General features: G+C 36.0%; 17 protein-coding genes and 1 tRNA gene. 5 read left to right on the top strand and 13 right to left on the bottom strand.

Going from position 1 to position 17,653, the window contains the following annotated elements; translation table 11 throughout:
- Positions 1–2: 2 nt before the first annotated feature.
- The 9 genes from CVS91_RS08075 to CVS91_RS08035 form a co-directional block, all read right to left on the bottom strand.
- A complete protein-coding gene (locus tag CVS91_RS08075; protein ID WP_103568020.1) occupies positions 3–278 on the bottom strand; it encodes a hypothetical protein in 276 nt (91 codons plus the stop codon).
- 2 nt (positions 279–280) lie between these two features.
- A complete protein-coding gene (locus CVS91_RS08070; RefSeq protein ID WP_103568019.1) occupies positions 281–985 on the bottom strand; it encodes a virB8 family protein in 705 nt (234 codons plus the stop codon).
- 1 nt (position 986) lies between these two features.
- On the bottom strand, positions 987–1,232 hold the full coding sequence (locus tag CVS91_RS08065; RefSeq protein WP_103568018.1) for a hypothetical protein: 246 nt from the start codon (positions 1,230–1,232) through the stop codon (positions 987–989).
- A gap of 1 nt (position 1,233) precedes the next feature.
- Complete coding sequence (locus tag CVS91_RS08060) at positions 1,234–2,400, bottom strand: type IV secretion system protein (protein WP_103568017.1); 1,167 nt, start codon at positions 2,398–2,400, stop codon at positions 1,234–1,236.
- A gap of 9 nt (positions 2,401–2,409) precedes the next feature.
- The gene (locus CVS91_RS08055) at positions 2,410–3,204 is read right to left on the bottom strand and encodes a type IV secretion system protein (protein WP_107831476.1); all 795 of its coding nucleotides are present in this window, start codon (positions 3,202–3,204) and stop codon (positions 2,410–2,412) included.
- An 11-nt stretch (positions 3,205–3,215) separates the two neighbouring features.
- Positions 3,216–6,005 carry a VirB3 family type IV secretion system protein gene (locus tag CVS91_RS08050; RefSeq protein WP_107831474.1) on the bottom strand — a complete coding sequence of 930 codons (2,790 nt, stop codon included), beginning with the start codon at positions 6,003–6,005 and terminating at the stop codon, positions 3,216–3,218.
- Between the two features lie 12 nt (positions 6,006–6,017).
- A complete protein-coding gene (locus CVS91_RS08045; protein ID WP_103596803.1) occupies positions 6,018–6,296 on the bottom strand; it encodes a TrbC/VirB2 family protein in 279 nt (92 codons plus the stop codon).
- A 757-nt stretch (positions 6,297–7,053) separates the two neighbouring features.
- Positions 7,054–8,307: a tyrosine-type recombinase/integrase gene (locus CVS91_RS08040; RefSeq protein ID WP_103611690.1), complete on the bottom strand. Its 1,254-nt coding sequence runs from the start codon at positions 8,305–8,307 to the stop codon at positions 7,054–7,056.
- A 193-nt stretch (positions 8,308–8,500) separates the two neighbouring features.
- Positions 8,501–8,577, bottom strand: a tRNA-Ile gene (locus tag CVS91_RS08035).
- Positions 8,578–8,761: 184 nt separating this feature from the next.
- Between CVS91_RS08035 and CVS91_RS08030 the strand changes: the two genes are divergently transcribed.
- Positions 8,762–9,424, top strand: a complete 663-nt coding sequence (locus CVS91_RS08030) for a hypothetical protein (protein ID WP_107831472.1) — start codon at positions 8,762–8,764, stop codon at positions 9,422–9,424.
- A gap of 41 nt (positions 9,425–9,465) precedes the next feature.
- Here the strand turns inward: CVS91_RS08030 and ppa are convergent, their stop codons facing one another.
- The 4 genes from ppa to aspS all read right to left on the bottom strand — a co-directional run bounded on the left by ppa (position 9,466) and on the right by aspS (position 13,011).
- A complete protein-coding gene (gene ppa / locus CVS91_RS08025) occupies positions 9,466–9,984 on the bottom strand; it encodes an inorganic diphosphatase (protein ID WP_009294194.1) in 519 nt (172 codons plus the stop codon).
- 70 nt (positions 9,985–10,054) lie between these two features.
- Positions 10,055–10,390 carry a NirD/YgiW/YdeI family stress tolerance protein gene (locus tag CVS91_RS08020; protein ID WP_107831470.1) on the bottom strand — a complete coding sequence of 112 codons (336 nt, stop codon included), beginning with the start codon at positions 10,388–10,390 and terminating at the stop codon, positions 10,055–10,057.
- Between the two features lie 107 nt (positions 10,391–10,497).
- A complete protein-coding gene (locus CVS91_RS08015; RefSeq protein ID WP_004317610.1) occupies positions 10,498–11,067 on the bottom strand; it encodes an adenylate kinase in 570 nt (189 codons plus the stop codon).
- Between the two features lie 186 nt (positions 11,068–11,253).
- Positions 11,254–13,011, bottom strand: a complete 1,758-nt coding sequence (gene aspS, locus CVS91_RS08010) for an aspartate--tRNA ligase (RefSeq protein WP_103576071.1) — start codon at positions 13,009–13,011, stop codon at positions 11,254–11,256.
- Between the two features lie 92 nt (positions 13,012–13,103).
- On the opposite strand from aspS, the gene CVS91_RS08005 reads away from it, so the two are divergent.
- The 4 genes from CVS91_RS08005 (at position 13,104) to CVS91_RS07990 (ending at position 17,619) form a co-directional block, all read left to right on the top strand.
- A complete protein-coding gene (locus CVS91_RS08005; RefSeq protein ID WP_107831484.1) occupies positions 13,104–13,979 on the top strand; it encodes an NAD(+) kinase in 876 nt (291 codons plus the stop codon).
- Complete coding sequence (locus tag CVS91_RS08000; protein WP_035170135.1) at positions 13,972–15,492, top strand: AAA family ATPase; 1,521 nt, start codon at positions 13,972–13,974, stop codon at positions 15,490–15,492. Before CVS91_RS08005 ends, CVS91_RS08000 begins: the two co-directional genes overlap by 8 nt.
- Positions 15,493–15,580: 88 nt before the next feature.
- A complete protein-coding gene (locus CVS91_RS07995) occupies positions 15,581–16,837 on the top strand; it encodes a diguanylate cyclase (protein ID WP_107831468.1) in 1,257 nt (418 codons plus the stop codon).
- On the top strand, positions 16,834–17,619 hold the full coding sequence (locus CVS91_RS07990; protein WP_107831466.1) for a TatD family hydrolase: 786 nt from the start codon (positions 16,834–16,836) through the stop codon (positions 17,617–17,619). The genes CVS91_RS07995 and CVS91_RS07990 overlap by 4 nt, the downstream gene beginning before the upstream one ends.
- Positions 17,620–17,653: the final 34 nt, after the last annotated feature.

The following is a 17,653-nucleotide window of genomic DNA, read 5'->3' as shown; positions in this document are numbered from 1 at the left end:
TTTTACTCCGAAATGTCAAATTTTGGTGCAATGGAGTTTGCTGCTGCAATTTCTTCATCTGTTACAAAATCTGGAACAAATTTCTCATATACTTTCAAAACTTGATCACCGATATTTGAAGTCCCTACTACTTCAAATAGATCCTTCTGCTCATATAATGCGAGTTTTCTTTCTAAGGTTTCGACCTCTTGCACCAGTTCTGCAATGTCAGTATTTTTTTGAGCTAAAAGCTCAGTCATAACATCAATTAACTTTGTGAAATCATCATAAGTAATCATTTCTATCTCCTTATTTCGTCATCAACTCTATACGTGCTAACTTTAAATCCAAGTGGGTTTTTAATACGCTCTTCCTCTGTTGTGAGTGTATTTGGTTGGTAGTCATATGAAAGTGTCACAATCTTTGCTTTGTTTGATACAGCTATTTTTTCGCCTTTTTTTCTGGTAATTTGATTAAATCTGATAGTTGCAGTAGGTGCTCCAGCGCTATTTCCCAGTGTAACCGAAACAATATCAACCTCTACTTCGTAGTCATCTTTTAAAACTTTGTCTCTAGAATTTTCACCTTCATAAATTCTCAAATAATCACTGGCAACGCTTGGATAGCTTAAAATTTGAACTAATTCATAGTCACTTTGCAAAATATCATAATAGTATCCCTCTCTCGCTTTTACATATGTTGTTGCAAAATACTTATCGAGTGCTTCATTACCTGTGAATTCGGCTTTATTTACGCTTGTTATTATGTCAACCATTCCGGTTGTATTATCAACCCTAATAACATAAGGCTCAACCGATTTTAATGGTGTCAATAAGCAAACAGCGATAACGCTGATGATAGCAATAAGTAGAGCCACACCTGATATAAAATAAGCCCTCTTGTTAGCTTGTTCTGCTATGTATCTAATGCTTGCTTCATAGCTAATTGCTACATCATCTGGATTATTAGAAGCCAAAAAATCATTTTTATCATTAGCTCTTTTCATTTTACATTGCCTTTTTTATGCTTTGTTTGAGATCTAAATTTTCTCTATTTTCATTTACTGGCTTGTATTCATTACTATCAAAATAATCTTCCCATTTTTGATTACTGCTATTTTCAAATTTAGGAGAATTATGAGCGGCACAACCGCTCATAAAGCTTGTGCCTACAAGTAAAGATAAAAATATTAAAATATAATTTAATATTTTTTTAAAATATTTTTTATAGTTTAAAATATTATTTAATTTCATTTTATTTCCAACCTTGACCTTTTGTAAAATTGTTAATTTTTGAACCTATGTTTTTCGCTTGGTTAAGTCGTGATCCAACGGCTTGGGCTGCTGAAGAATTTTTAATCGTGTTTATTCCAGAGTTGATGCTTTGACCGAGTTTTGAATTGCCAACTTCTTTTGCTGCAGATGTGGCTGCGCCTAAAAGACGAGAGCCTATAAAACCAGTTGCCTTGCCAGCACCCATTGCCTGAGCACCTCTTACCGCCAACATTGCACCACCTATTGCACCACCCCCAACAGCACCTGCAAGACCCATTGCACGTCCAACGCCTGTTCCTGCTAATCCATCAAGGCTAACATTAGTGAGTTTTTCGGCTATTCCAGTAGCCATACCGCACATTATATTTGCAAGAATTCCATAAAATACCATTGCTAGAGCCAATACAAATACTTCATCCTTAAAATCGTGACTGCTGTTGATTTTTGGAAACATGTAATCAAATAAAATATTTAAGAATAATGATAGGCAGAGCAACGCAATAATATTTGCTAAAACCATTTGGAACCACTGTGCAAATGAATTTTTAGTTGTTTTAAAGATTAAAAAATAAAATGCCAATGGAGCTAAAATCATAAGCAATAGAAATGATAGTGTATTTACAAACAGCGCTCTCAAAATAGGGACTGCACCAATAAAAAAGCCAATAAAAGCTATAATAATTATAAAGATAATGTATGCTAGCTCTAAAGTGCTTGACTGATCCCATACCACATCGTAGTAGTCACCCATAAATCCAGCCCATGTTGCGATTTTTGAGTATAAGCCTTTGCCGTCATATGACAAAAAGGTGTTTGCATATTCTTTTGCACCATTGAATGCTTCAAAAACAAGATTTATCCAGTTTCCAGCATTCATTGCTAAGACTATAAAGACAAACTTAATGGTTGCATCAAAAGCAAAATTTTGAAAAGTTTGTTTGCCATTACCCCAAAGAATTTTATATCCCTCGATCATTATCCAAGCGGTAAGATATACAGCTAGAATATTTCCAGTTGTATTAATTAACGATTGAAGTGCTCCCACTCCGTTTGAATAATTATTTTGAAAGAAACTATCAACATTCTCTGATATATCTATGACTAGATCGTGTAATCCTCGACCTGAATCAGTTGTTACTTTATACATACTATGAGCCTATTTTTGTAAAATTTTAAATGCTGCTCGCTGCCTATCTTTAGTCATCTTAAACTCTGCGTCTTGTAATCTTTTTCTTTCGTTTTCTAACTGATCCATGTCTCTTTGATAGGCACGCCAGTTATTCTCTTGTCTGGCACGCAATAGGGCTATTTGATTTGAAGTATCTATAGAGCCTTTTAGATCCTCTTGTTTACCTTTATTTCTGGCTACTTCTTTACTTATTTTGTCAAGATCGTCAATTTCGTGCTTAAGACGATCAAATTGTCTATTTACAACTTCAAATTCTTTAAAAGCACTTGTGGTATTCTTTTTGCAGATATTTCTATGCGTAATATCACTTATTGATGAACACTGGTCTGTTCCACCAAATTTTAAAAATAAATCCCATGCCCTTTCATCAAAGCTATCTAGACTAAAACCTGTTGCTTGTGTATATATTGAATAACCAGTATCGTAGACTTCATTATAAAGTTCGTTCATTTCTTTTGTAAAATTGACAATATCCCTAATGCCTGTTTTGGTATATAGGTCATTTGCCCATTGCACTCTTTCATCAGCCCATTTTTTAACTTCTTGGACTCTATGTGAAGCTTCTTCTCCCCATACTTTGACTTTTTCAGCGTAGTCCTTCAGCGTTTGCATCCACTCCATCGTAAATGTTGCTTGATTTTGGGCTATAGCAGCACCATCAACTACTGGAATACCAGAGGCTAATAGATTAGATGATAGAATTACTACAGAAGTAGCTATAACTGAAGCTTTCTTTGCTCTATAAACGAGACTATTTTTCATATGTCTTCTCCTTAAAATTTATATAATTTTTTGATGAGTTGGTATTTTTCTTCACGACTGATATCCAAGGCATTAATATTTGTTATTTCATCAACATAGACTTTGGCTGTTGATAAAACTTTTATCATGTTTCCTAGATGTGATAGATTGATCTTGGCAATCGCTCTATAATCAACGCCTTTTCGTATTAAAAATTCATATTTCTCTGGATCTGTTGTTTTAACGAATTGATATTCTGCTTCACTCATACCCAAGGAACCGCAAAAATCAGTTTCTTTTGCTTTTGGGTTACTTAACAGCAACACTGTTTCGCTTTGTTCCATGATTGCTGTGCCAATGCTAGATTTTGCGATATCTTCGACACTTTGAGTGCCAAGAAACAAAAAGCCGTTTTCTTTTCTAATGGTCTTTTCCTTGTTGAAGACCTCTTTTGACACTACTGGATTTTTGAGCCAATCCCATGCTTCATCGATAAATAAGCCAAACCTGCGTCCATCAACCATATCGATAATTCGCCAAAGAATATAATATGCAACATATGGAGAAATTTCATCGTCTTTTAAGATCGTTGTGCCGTCTATACCATACACAAGAATGCTCTCGTCGCTAAAATCTAAAGTATCCATTTCATTGTCGAATACCCATCCAAATTCATTACCAATAGTCCAAGCCATCAATCTAGATTTTAAGGAATTTGACTCATTTTCGCCTTCTTGAAGCAATTGCCAAACCCTACTGATGCCATGAGTTCTTTCGCTTTTTTCCAGTCTCATGACGCTATCTACTGCTAGATTGAGTTGCTCTTCTTCTCTAGTTGTTAGCATTAAATTATTTTGATTGCCTTTGGTGGCTAACATTTTTAAGAGAACCTTCAAGCGACGTATATTTTCAGGTGTTGCGTCACAACTAAAAGGATTAAATCCAGTCGGTTCTCCACTTGTTATGGTTAAATACTTTCCGCCAATGGCAATAATATTGCCGATAGCTCCTTTATCCTTGTCTAAATAGAAATAGGTAGCCTTACGTTTTTCTTTTGGAGTGTTTTCTGCAAAAGTATCTGGCTCATTAAATTTGCAGAGCATATTTAGCGTGAAATTCATTAAAACAGTTTTGCCTCCACCGCTTTGACCTAAAACGAAGGTATTTGCTAAAACATCGTTTTTACCAAATTCGTCTTTGTCAAAAATTGTTTGGTGTATGTTAAAAAAATATGGCTGCGCATTTGGCGTTTGCAATATTGCAATGGCATCTCCCCATGGATTGCCATATTGTTTTCCTCGTGGAAAGTTGTGAAGTGCTACAAAACTAGCAAAATTTTTGCTTGAAATTGTGTGAAGCCTAGGGCGTAACGTGAAATTTGCTGGAAGCTGCGCAAAATATGTAGCTTCTAGAGCTATATTGGCTTGTGTTGCTAAAAATCCTAAATCTTGCAATACGACCGCAATTTGGTTTGCAATGTGCTCGCACTCGTTTTGTGTATCAGCGTATATGACAATAGAAAAGTGATATTCTCCAAAGATTATGTCATTTTGCAATTCGTCTAGAGCGGTGCCAAGTTCTGCAATTTGACTCAATGCATCATCTTCTGCTGCTACTAATCTTTTTTGTTGCTTTGTAAGCTCATCTCTCGCCTCTTTTTTTGAAAGTGGCGTAAAGCTTTGAGTTATGGTATATTCGACATTAGCATACATTAGACTATCAAATATTCCACTAAAACTTACATTTGGATAGTCTTTTAATTCAATTGCTTTTACGAATTTCTTAGTTCCATCATTATAATTTAGCTGTAAAGTATGCTGTGAAGGAAAAATTTCATTTAAGTTACCATTAAGGTAAAAGTCTAGGGGTGCATTTGGAACACGAACTTTTGTAAATTTACCACCTATCAAATAGTTGTAAAATTCTAGTTGAGAGCTAAAAATTACACCATCTTGCTCATATATGCCAAGTCTATGTGGCTTAAAATGGTTTAAATTTTGTTCAATAGTTATGCATTTTTGGTGAAAACTTTTCAAATGAGCTTTGATCTGTTTCTTTTTCGTATCTATGTTTTGATTTCTAAAGTGTAGTTTCTCAGCCTTACTAAATGGTGAATATATCGCAGTTAGATAAAGTCTGTTTTCTTTTAAATTTTTAGAGCTAAAAATCTCATAATACTTTTTTGAGAAACTTTTTAAAAATTCATTTGAAAAATAATCGTTCAAGGCAACTTGTGTATTAATTCTAGCATTGTGAAAATAAAAACTAATATTTTCACCAGCGAATTGCCTAACAAGCATATTAAGCTTGTTTTTCGCAAGATCTATTAATTCGTCATCTTCTACTTCAAAAGCTATACCATCAACTCGCCATGTGGCTAAATAATCTCTATCTTTTGTGATGACAACATTATTTATATATGTTTGATACGGAATTAAATTCTCTAAATTTGCAAATTCACTTAGTCCAACAACGCTAAGTCTTGGATAAAAATTGCGCATAGATTGCTTGGTATATGTCGAATTCGCCATATAGCTTTTCCGACCATTATAAAATTTATTAATGGCAGGGGATCTAAAAAATCTAAGTTTCAACCCCCAAAGCCTAAACGCCATATCGTCTTTTTTAACTATAAATTGAAAAACAAAGGTGGTAGGAATAATCATAACTGCTAAAAGCAAATATTCGTTTCCAAATAGCACTTTAGCAAAAATTGCAAATAAAGCCCAACTAAGTGCCATAGCCATAAATGGCACCATAGGAACACCAAATACCATAGGAGGACGGGTCAAGGCTTTAAAGATAGGCTCAGGAGTTAACATTGGGAGTATCTTTTAAAGAAGCATGCCAGCGATCATCGCGGCGCCACCAATAAGAATACCACCAAGAATTATAGGTGTAACTTCTCTAATTGCTTGACCACCGAACATTACTTTGTATCCTGCAACCATGATTGCGCCAGTCATGATCAAAACACCAGCAGCAGCTAACCAACCATTCACAGTTGAAAAAAAGTTGTCGACTTTGGTCAGACCAGTCCCACCAGCAGCAAATAGAAAATTTGGGAAAAAAAATAAAAACAGAAAAGCAGAAAACTGCTTGAAATATGAGATTGAAGTAGAGCTAGATTTTAGAAAGCGATTTTTATTCTCTCTCTCTCTCTCTCTCTCTCTCTCTCGACGATTAGAGCGGAAATGTTGTTTGTCATTTTATGTCTCCTTTTAAATATTGACACGCAAGTGTAACATATTTTTGAATAAAATGATATAAAAATATGAAAACTCTAATCAATTTTTTATCAGTAACCTACAATTCATCATCCTAGAGCATAGCTAATTTTTTGAAATTTTGATTTTATGATTTGCAAAGCATTAAAAAACCGATAAAAAACCCATCAAGACGATATTTCAAAGTATTTTTTATCTTTTAGTAATATATTTTTTGCTTAAATGCTCTCTAAGCACCTAAAAATAGACTTTTTTAAATTAAAAAACCAGTAAAAAACCGAAAGAAATTTTTATATTCTTAAGAGAATTTAGATAAAAATACCTCTTTTTAAACAAAAAATGGTCTTAAAATAGGTTTTTTACCTTAAATAAAAATATGAATTTTTACTTTTTTAATGCTTTAAAATATCGTTATTACCGAGCTTATAAACGATTTAAGTTTTCTCATACACGCGCTGAAAAAGTTAAAAAACCGAAAAAAATTGCTATACAAATGGCGATTTAAAGGGCTTTATCGGTTTTTTAAGCTGTATTAAAAAACCAGTAAAAAACCGATGAAATAGCATTAAAAAAACGATATAAATTTTTAAAAAACCGAACCTTTTACTGATGTTTTATATCGTATGACTTTAAGATATTAACTTTAAATAAATTGAACTAGATTGTTTAGGTAATCTGCATACCATTGCATTAAAATTCTATTTTGATCAATAGTTGCTGTCTGTCTTTCGTAGGCATATTTAACTGCATTGCTTTCTGTGTGCGCTAGAGCATTTTCTATTGTTTTTTCGCTTATGCCCAATTGTGCCAGATCCGTAAGATGTAAAGAGCAAATTGTTTTAAACGTGGCTCTAAAACCATGAGCAGAAGCTTTAGAATTATATTTTTCTCTGCCGCCTATATCTCTTATGGCATTACTAATGCTGTCTCTGTTAATATGACCTGTTTTTGTAAGAGACGGAAATACAAAGTTACTTTCTAATGGTGTATATTGTTTTTGTTCTAGTAAAACTGATAAAGCTTGCTTTGAGAGTGTAATTTGGTGTGCATGCCTCATTTTCATTTGGATAGGTGGAATAGTCCAAATCCCTTTTTTAAGATCTATATCTTTCCATTCAGCGCTTACGGTGTTAATGGGACGATTAACGCATAAAATTTGGAGCATTACGGCTCTTTTGACTTGTAGATCTAATTTGCTGTCATTTCGTAAATCATTCAAAAACTCTTTTAACTCATTTTCATCTGTAATAGCTGGGTATCTTGTGTCGATGCCATTTCTAAGGCTAAAGCTGTTGGAAGTTGGAAATTCATCGTGTAAAGCCTTGCAAGGGTTATAATCTATATATCTATCTTTAATGGCATTTTCATATAGCGAATTTAGCGTATTTATAATTCTGTGTATAGTCTCAAGTCTTGATTTCTTTGGATTATATGGATTAAATAATGGTGTTAATATGGTTTTTAGATCATTAAAATTTATATCTTTAATATCAACATTACCAAATTTAGGCAAGATGTATTTTTTTATCCTAGATTTAATTTTATCTATATAAACCTTATCTAGCTGGTCTATTTTCTCTTTTTTGTCAATATATCTATCAAATAGCTCTGAAATTCGATATTTATCTTTGGATCTTACAAAACCACTTTCAAATTTTCTTATAATTTCTATCGCATCTCTTCTTGCCTCAGCAACTGAGTAAATTCCCTCCCTAAACTCTTTCAACTTAAAATGTGTAGTGTTTTTATATTGTATAAAAAATGTTTTCATACCACTTGGATACACTTTTATATAAAGTTCTTTTGGATTGCCCACAGCTTTTTTATATACTTTATTGGCTGGCAACATTGCCCTTATATCTTTATCAAACAAATTTGCAGTAGAAACTCTTGGCATCTTTTACTCCTTTTTTAAAAGTTACCTTTATGCAGTAGGAATTACCTTATATGTAACTAGAATTATCTGGAAGTAATTGTATATAAAAAAGAAGTAAAAAGAATTAGATAGCTACTTTTAGCCCATGAAATCGGAATTATAAAGAAATAAAAAGAATTAAAAAGAAGTGTAAAGAATTATAAAAAACATAAAATGGTGGGTTCACCAGGACTCGAACCTGGGACCATCCGGTTATGAGCCGGATGCTCTAACCAACTGAGCTATGAACCCACAGTTGAAATAAAATCGTATTATACAAGAAAAAGCTTATTTGTTGCTAAAATTATATGTTCTTACATATTTGTAATTAAATATCTAGCTGTTTATTTTAGTAGATATTAGCAAGCTTTAGCTTGACTTTGTTTTTTTTTTTTTTGTTAGAATGGGCATCGCAAATTTATTAAAAGGATGACAGATGTCAGAAATTTATCGAGGCGTAATTACTAATATAAAAAAAGAAGTCATAAGTGATGCTTTTTCAAATACAACTACTACAAATACAACAGATATAGGCACAAATTATAAATATGGAAATTTATTTAAAGGGGATTTAACTGCAAATAAAAAGCAGTATATTGAAGGAAGCCTAAACAGCACGACATATACGTCTTCATATACTGTTCATAACTTTATCTATACATTTGAGCTTTCAGGTAAAAAGGATAAATTTAGATTTCAAACAGAAAATGCAGATATGCTGCTTGATGATGGTGACGAGCTTGTTGTTGATTATGAAAAGATTACTGGTGGTTATAGTGATATTGATTATTTCATAAACATCACACGAGGGTATCATTTATTGCCAAAGTTTGAGCCATCGTTGATTAAATATGGTTTTGGCAATATGATTACTATAATTTTTGCGTCTTTTATTGTTTTTGTTATATCTCTAATTATTTTTACTTATTTCACTAAAAGCTATTTGGCTTTTATACCAGCAGTGCTTGTTACTGGACTATCTTTCTATAAAATGCATAAAAACCGTAAAAATGATGTAAAAAATCACAATGAAAAACAGTTTCAGGAAAAAAGAAGGGTAGAGGCTCTTATATCTAGCTTAGAGCAAGCTGCGTTATAAATTTACATTATGTGGGCTGGGAGGGAGCTACCCCTCCTTGTTTATTTATAATTTTTTATCGCAGCGTCTAAAATCTCTTTTGCAGCGTTTGCATCCTTAAATTCTTTCACTTTAACCCATTTGTTTGGCTCGAGAATTTTATAAGTTTCAAAGAAATTTTTGATCTTATTTAGTGTCGCAGTTGGCAAGTCTTCGTAGCTTTTTATCGCCTCATATCTTGGATCGATCTTTGTAACTGGCACAGCTAAAAGTTTCTCGTCCATGCCTGCTTCATCCTCCATCACCAAAACGCCTATCAAGCGGCAAGGGATGACGCTACCAGCTTGGAGTGGATACTCGTTTAGCACTAAAATATCAGCTGGATCGCCGTCAGCTGCTAGTGTGTTTGGCACAAAGCCGTAGTTTGCTGGGTAGAACATCGCTGAGTAAAGCACGCGATCAACTACGACCGCACCGCTATCTTTGTCGATCTCGTATTTGATATTTGAGCCATAAGGTATTTCTATTACGGCATTGATTTTGTCTGGGTTTGAGCCAAATTTGATCTTTGAAACGTCCATATATTCGTCCTTTTTATTAGAAATTTTCGTGATTTTAGTATTTTTTGCATTAAATACGCGTAAAATTTAACTACTTTACAACCTCTACGCTATCTACGTCGATTTCTGTTTTTGTGAAGTCTTTATCCACTTCGCCTCTTATCCTTAAAAGCGTATCTTCGTTGGCTGTCACATTGCCCCATTTTTTGTCGCCTATCTCAATAACGATCACATCGCCATTTTTATCGATAAATTCATACTTATCTGATTTGATGTGCGACTTTATCTTGCCCTCAAGCACGACTTTGGCGTCGTCATTTAGTTTTAAAGCTTCTTTTACGCTTATCGTCTCACTTTGGTGTTTTGAGACAAAGCCTCCAGCCATCGCGATGCTAGCAGCCAGCGAGGCGATGATGATTTTTTTCATTTTTATCCTTTTGGGTTGGTTTTGAAATTTCAAAGGATATTACATTTTTGGTGTTAATAAATGGTAAGTTTTAAAACCTTGCACCTTTTTGATGCAAGGTCTGTGAATTATATAAGTTTAGCTAGTAAATTTTTGATGTCAGCTACGATCTCGTCGATGCCGCGTTCGCCATTTACTACGTGAAGTAGCTCTTTTTCGCTGTAAAACTTGCGGATAGGCTTGATCGGATCAAGATATACTTTCATGCGGTTGTTAAAGACTTCGTTGTTATCATCAGCACCTCTTGCACGGCCAAGCACTCTAGCTCTTGCCACATCTTCGCTAACATCCACTTCGATGACGCCTTTTAGAGAAATTTCATCTTGCTCGCTTAAAACCTTGTCAAGCTCAGTCATTTGCTCAACGCTTCTTGGGTAGCCGTCGATTATGATGTTTGATTTATTTGAGCTTTTGATGGCTGATACGATCGCATTTACGACAACGTCAAGTGGGACTAAATTTCCTTTTGAGATAAAGCCGTCTATTAGTTTGCCAAGCTCGCTACCGCTAGCTACTTCAGCTCTTAAAAGATCGCCAGTTGAAAAGTGTGCAAATTTCTCATCATGCTGTGCAATGATCGATGCGTCTGTTGTTTTGCCGCTGCCTGGAGCGCCTATGATTAAAAATAAATTTTTCATTTTTTCCCTTTTTTATATTTTTTGAGCGCCTTTGAATGAGTTTGAAAATTTCACCCTGCAGCAGACTATATGTCTAGCTTTGGGATGAAATTTTCTGCACAACATCCAAATTCATCTCAAAAATTTAAATTTTTAAAATAACTCAAATTTAGACATCTAAAAGTCTAAATTTATTGCAATAAATTTTTAAGCCTTTTGCTCTTTTTCTCTTATCCTTAGTCCTAGCTCCCTAAGCTGTTCGTTGCTAGCGTAGCTTGGTGCCTTTGTGAGCGGGCACTGAGCGCGCTGCGTTTTAGGGAAGGCTATAACGTCGCGGATCGAGCTTGCTTTATTTACAAGCATATTTAATCTGTCAAAGCCGATCGCGATACCACCATGTGGAGGCGCACCAAACGTCAAGGCATCAAGCAAGAAGCCAAATTTCTCACGCTGCTCGGCTTCATCTATGCCAAGAAGTTTAAATACTTTTTGTTGGATGTCGTTTTTGTGAATTCTTATGCTTCCGCCGCCAAGCTCAAAGCCGTTTAGGACGACGTCGTGAGCGATAGAGAGGATATCTTCAAGATCAGGCTCGTCTATATTTTTTGGCATTGTAAATGGGTGGTGCATCGCAGAGTAGCTGCCATCGTCATTTTGCTCAAACATTGGGAAGTCAAGCACCCATAAAAACTCAAGCTTGTCTTGATCGATGATGCCCATTTGCTCAGCTAGGAAAATTCTAAATCGTCCCATATAATCAAGCACGATTTTTTTCTTACCAGCACCAAAGAATACGACGTCGCCAACTTTTAGCTCACATCTTGATACGATCTCGTCAAGATCGCTTTGCTCAAAAAATTTGCAAAGCGGGCCTTTTAAACCATCTTCTTTCATCTGGAAGTAGCCAAGGCCTTGAGCACCAAATTTACGTACAAATTCCTCAAATCTATTCATCTCGCGCTTACTAAAGATGTTGTCGCCATTTGGCACTTTTAGCGCTTTTATGCGGTTTTTCTTCTTATCTTTTGCGATCCCGCTAAAAATTTCATTGCTTGAGCGCTCGAAAATATCGATCACGTCGATCATTTTTAGATCATATCTAAGATCGGGCTTGTCTGAGCCGTAAGTCTCGGTCGCCTCTTTATAGCTCATGCGTCTAAATGGCGTTTTGATGTCGTGTCCGCAGGCTTTAAAGATATCTTTTAGCATCGTTTCAGCCATATTTATGATATCTTCTTGCTCGACAAAGCTCATTTCGATGTCTATTTGAGTAAATTCTGGTTGGCGATCAGCCCTTAAGTCCTCGTCGCGGAAGCATTTTGCTATCTGAAAATACTTATCAAAGCCAGAACACATTAAAAGCTGTTTAAATAGCTGTGGGCTTTGCGGGAGCGCGTAAAATTGGCCTGGATACACGCGGCTTGGCACTAGGTAGTCTCTCGCACCTTCTGGAGTTGCGCGTGTTAAAACTGGAGTTTCAAACTCGATAAAGCCCATTTTATCTAGGCTGTTTCTAGCTGCGATCGCTGCGCGAGAACGCATTTTAAAGATATTTTGCAAACGCTCGCTTCTAAGGTCTAAAAAGCGGTATTTTAGCCTGATGTCCTCATTTACGCTCTCATCGCCTATCATAAATGGTAGTGGCTCGCTTGGATTTTCGATGATGAGCTCGCTTACTATCACCTCTATCTCGCCAGTTTTTAACTTTGGATTGGTTAGTCCTTCGCCCCTAGCTCTTACTTTTCCTTTTGCTTTTAAGACATATTCATCTCTTACTTTTGCAGCCACGTCGTGTGCTTCTTTGCTGTCAGCAGGGTCACAAACTAATTGTATAAGCCCGCTAACGTCTCTTAAGTCGATGAAAACAACGCCGCCGTGGTCTCTATATGTGTTTGCCCAGCCACAAAGTATTACTTCTTTGCCGATATCAGCTTTGCTAAGATCGGTGCAATAATGACTTCGCATAAAATGCTCCTTTGCAATGTTTTTTAGGCAATTATAATCGCTTTTTTCTTTTGAAAAGCTTTGTTAAAATAAAATATGTTACAATCATTTCTATGAAAAATGAACAAAAATTTAATACCACAAACGCCAAAAAAGTGGGACTTATCGCGAAAGATTATCCATTATTTAAGCAGGATTTAGCAAAGCTAGAAAAAATTTTAAAAAAGTATAACGCAGAAATTTTGCTTGAAAAAAGCTGTGCAAAGCAGGTAGAAAAAAGTGGCTTTGAGCTGATAAAACTAGCCAAAGAGTGCGAATTTCTTATCACGCTTGGCGGTGATGGCACGATCATCTCAACTTGCAGAAAGCTAGCTCACATCTCGCCACTAATCCTTGGCATACACGCTGGCAGGCTCGGTTTTTTAACAGATATCACGATAAATGAGAGCGAGAAGTTTTTTAAAGACTTTTTTGATGATAAATTTGAGGTAGAAACGCCTTTTATGCTTGATGTGACGCTTCATAAAAATGATGGCAAAACTGAGCAAAAGATAGCATTTAACGACGCAGTCATCGTTAGTAAAAATGGCGGCTCGATGACGCATATCGAGGCACTTTTAAATGAAAAGTATTTTAACTCATACTTTGGTGACGGCGTCATAGTGGCAACTCCTGCAGGAACCACGGCATATAACATGAGCGCAAATGGCCCTATCATCTATCCGCTAAGCGAGGTCTTTGCGCTAACTCCCATCTGCTCACACTCGCTCACGCAGCGTCCAGTCGTGCTTACGAAAAATCACACGGTCAAATTTAGAACAAATAGCGACGCCATTTTGGTTATAGACGGACAAGACCGCTTTGATATGAGTAAAATTTCAGCCGTCAGCATGAGTCTGAGCGAGAAAAAAGCGAGGCTGATACGTCATATTGGTAGGGATTATTTTCAAATTTTAAAAGAGAAACTTCACTGGGGTTATAATGATTGATCGAATTTTGATTAAAGATTATCTAAATTTTAAAAATGTCGAGCTAAATTTCAAAGAGGGTCTTAGCGTATTTACTGGCGTTAGTGGCGCTGGTAAGTCGGTGCTAATGAGCGCCATAATGGCTGTTTTTGGGCTAAAAGATAGCGAAGCAAGGCTAATAGAAGCTGACGTAGAACACAAATTTGAGCTTGATGAGTTTGGCATAGAAAACGAAGAGGTCAATATTTTCAAGCTTTTAAAAGATAAGAGCACGAGGTATTTTATAAACCAACAAGCCATCTCAAAGAAAAATTTAGCCCAAGTGGCGTGCGAGCACATCAAATATCTCTCGGCAAAAGAGGCAAATGAATTTGAAAATGAGAAATTTCTAAATTTGCTTGACAGGCTTGAAATTTCAAAAAATGAGAAATTTAAAGAGATAAAGCAGGAATTCGAAGAGGTGTTTTTGGAATTTTCTAAAATTTCAAAAGAGCTAGCCACTATAAAAGAGGAAGAGAAAAAGGTCGAGGAGCTAAAGGAGCTTGCTAGCTTTGAGATCGAGAAGATAAGAAGCGTCGGGCCTAAAAAAGGCGAGTTTGAAGAGCTTATGGAGACTAAAAAAAGGCTTAGTAAAAAAGATAAGATAAATGAGGCGTGGGCTAGGGCTGAGCGGATATTTGAGCTAGAGCACAGCGTAAATGAGGCGCTAAGCATCAGCGACCTTGACAACGGCTTTTTTGAAGATGCGATGAACGAGCTGAGGGTCGCAAGAGATAGCCTAAATATGGAGGAGCTTGACGATATCGACGTGGAGAACGTGCTTGATAGGATAGAAGCTCTTAATGCCATCATTAGGCGTTATGGTAGCGAGGAGGAGGCGTTAGAAGCGCTTTCTAAAAAGGAAAAAGAGCTTGCTAGATATGAAAATTTAAGCTTTGAAAAGAGCGAGCTTGAGAAGAAATTTGAAATTTTAAGCAAAAAGGCAAATGAGCTGGCTGGCACTTTAAGCAAGGCAAGGAGCGTAAATTTAAAAGAGCTTGAGGCGATGATAAATTTATACCTAAAAGAGCTTTATATGCCAGATATTACGCTGAGTATTGAGGCTAAAAAGCTTGATATCTTGGGAGTTGATGAGGTTTGTCTAAATTTAAACGAGACCTCGCTTAAAAATTTAAGCTCAGGCGAGCTAAACCGCTTAAGACTGGCTTTTATAGCTGCCTCTAGTGAGATCACAAAAACTGGCGGTGATGTCATCATTTTAGACGAAATAGATGCAAATTTAAGTGGAAAAGAGGCGATGAGTATCGCAAATGTCTTGCTTAAGCTTGCAAATTTCTATCAAATTTTTGCTATTTCGCACCAGCCGCAGCTTAGCTCAAAGGCAAATTCGCACTTTTTGGTAGAGCGTCACGGAGAAGACTCGGTCGTAAGAGAGCTTGACAAAGAGGAGCGCGTAAATGAGCTTGCGCGTATGATAAGTGGCGAGCATATCAGCGAAGAGGCGATAAATTTCGCAAAAGGACTTTTAAAATAGCTTGAAATTTAAGTTTTAAATTTAAGCTTTGTGATTAGGTTTATTTGTTAAAATCCGAGCTAATTTAATAAAAAATCACAGGAATAATATGGAAAGAATTCTAGTAGTTGATGATAATAAGGCACTTGCTAAGCTAATCGTCATGCAGATGGAAAAGAGCATTGAGGATATGGCGATCGACGTTGCGTACGATTTTGCCGAAGCCCAGATGCTAATTAGCGAGCACGGCAAAGATTATTTTATGACTATCCTGGATCTAAATTTACCTGACGCACCAAATGGCGAGATCGTTGATTACGTCCTTGCACAAGGGCTCTGTGCCATAGTTTTAACTGGCAGCATCGATGATAAGACGAAAGAATTTTTTATAAACAAAGATATAGTTGATTACGTCTATAAGGGCAACATGGATGATATCAACTACATCTTTCAAATGATAAATAGACTAAGCAAAAATAGACAATACAAAGTCCTTGTCGTTGAGGACTCGCTGCCTTTTAGAAATATGATAAAAAAGATCTTAACTAGCCTTCAGTTTAAGGTCCTAGCAGCAGCTCACGGCGAAGAGGCGATGAGCTATTTTGCTGATAATCCTGATATAAATTTAATCATAACTGACTATAGAATGCCTGTTAAAGATGGTTTAGAAGTCTTAAAAGAGGTTAGAAAAGAGAAAGATAAAAACCACCTTGGCGTGATCGTGATGACCTCGCCTAGCGAAAAGACTGATGCTTCGATATTTTTAAAAAATGGGGCTAGCGACTTTATAGCAAAGCCATTTTCAAAAGAAGAGCTCATTTGCCGTGTAAATAACACCATTGAGGCGATGGAAAATATAAATAAGATAGCAAATTTTGCCAACCGCGACTTTTTAACTGGCGCTTACAATAGAAGATTTTTCTATCAAGATATAGAAGAGTACGTCCAAGCAGCTGAAGAGCTTGATGAGCCTTATGCATTTGCTATGCTTGATATAGATCACTTTAAAAAGATAAATGACACATACGGACATGATGGTGGCGACAAGATACTAAAATCACTCGCAAAGATACTGACTGACAACACAAAAGGAAGAGATGTGGTTGCTAGGTTTGGTGGCGAGGAGTTTTGTGTCGTTCTTAAAAAGATAGAAAGAGAAGAGGCGATTAAATTTTTTGTAAATTTAAGAGCAAAAGTGGCTGAAAATGAGGTAATCATAAAAGATAAGATCGTAAGAGTGACCGTCTCTATCGGCATATCTTTTGGGAAAGGTCACTGCGAGATAGATGATATGCTTGAAGCTTGCGACTCGGCGCTTTATGTCGCAAAAGAAAATGGTAGAAATAGGGTAGAAATAGCTTTATGATTATAGATACGCATTGTCATTTGGATAGCAAAGTTTATGATTTTGACCTAGAGCAAATTTTATCTGAAGCCAGAAATTTAGGGCTAAAAGGCTTTATTATCCCTGGAGCTGATATTAATGATTTACCAAAAGCGGCTAAAATAGCGCACGAAAAAAATGATATTTTCTTTGCCGTTGGAGTTCATCCTTATAATAAAGAGAATTTCGATATTGAAACTTTAAGAGAATTTGTCAAAGACAAAAAGTGCGTGGCTATCGGTGAATGTGGGCTTGACTACTACCGCTTGTCAAAAGATGAAGAAGAAAAAATAAGAGAAAAAGAAGATCAAAAACGTGTTTTTCTAGCTCAACTTGATTTGGCAGTTGAGTTAAAAAAACCCGTTATCCTCCACATCAGAGAGGCTAATGAGGACTCTTTTAACATCTTAAAAGAGTATGCGCCAAAGCTTGAAGCTGGGGCAGTTTTGCATTGTTATAATGCCTCGCCACTTCTTTTGGAGCTTTGCAAATTTGGGAATTTTTACTTTGGCATAGGTGGCGTTTTGACATTTAAAAACGCTAAGAATTTAGTTGAAATTCTGCCAAAAATTCCTTTTGATAGGGTATTGATAGAGACTGACGCCCCTTATCTCACACCAGAACCAAATCGTGGTAAGAGAAATGAGCCGGCGTTTACGACATTTGTTGCTAAAAAGATAGCTGAAATTTTAAACCTTGAATTTGAAGTAGTTTGTAAAACGACTTCAGATAATGCCAAAAGGTTATTTAAGTGCTTTGCCTAAATTTTGGGCATTGTGCTTGCTTAAGATGCTAGCA

Source organism: Campylobacter concisus (assembly GCF_003048985.1).
Lineage (GTDB): Bacteria > Campylobacterota > Campylobacteria > Campylobacterales > Campylobacteraceae > Campylobacter_A > Campylobacter_A concisus_AY.
The sequence above is the reverse complement of the archived record's forward strand: the minus strand, read 5'-3'. Positions and strand labels throughout refer to the sequence as shown.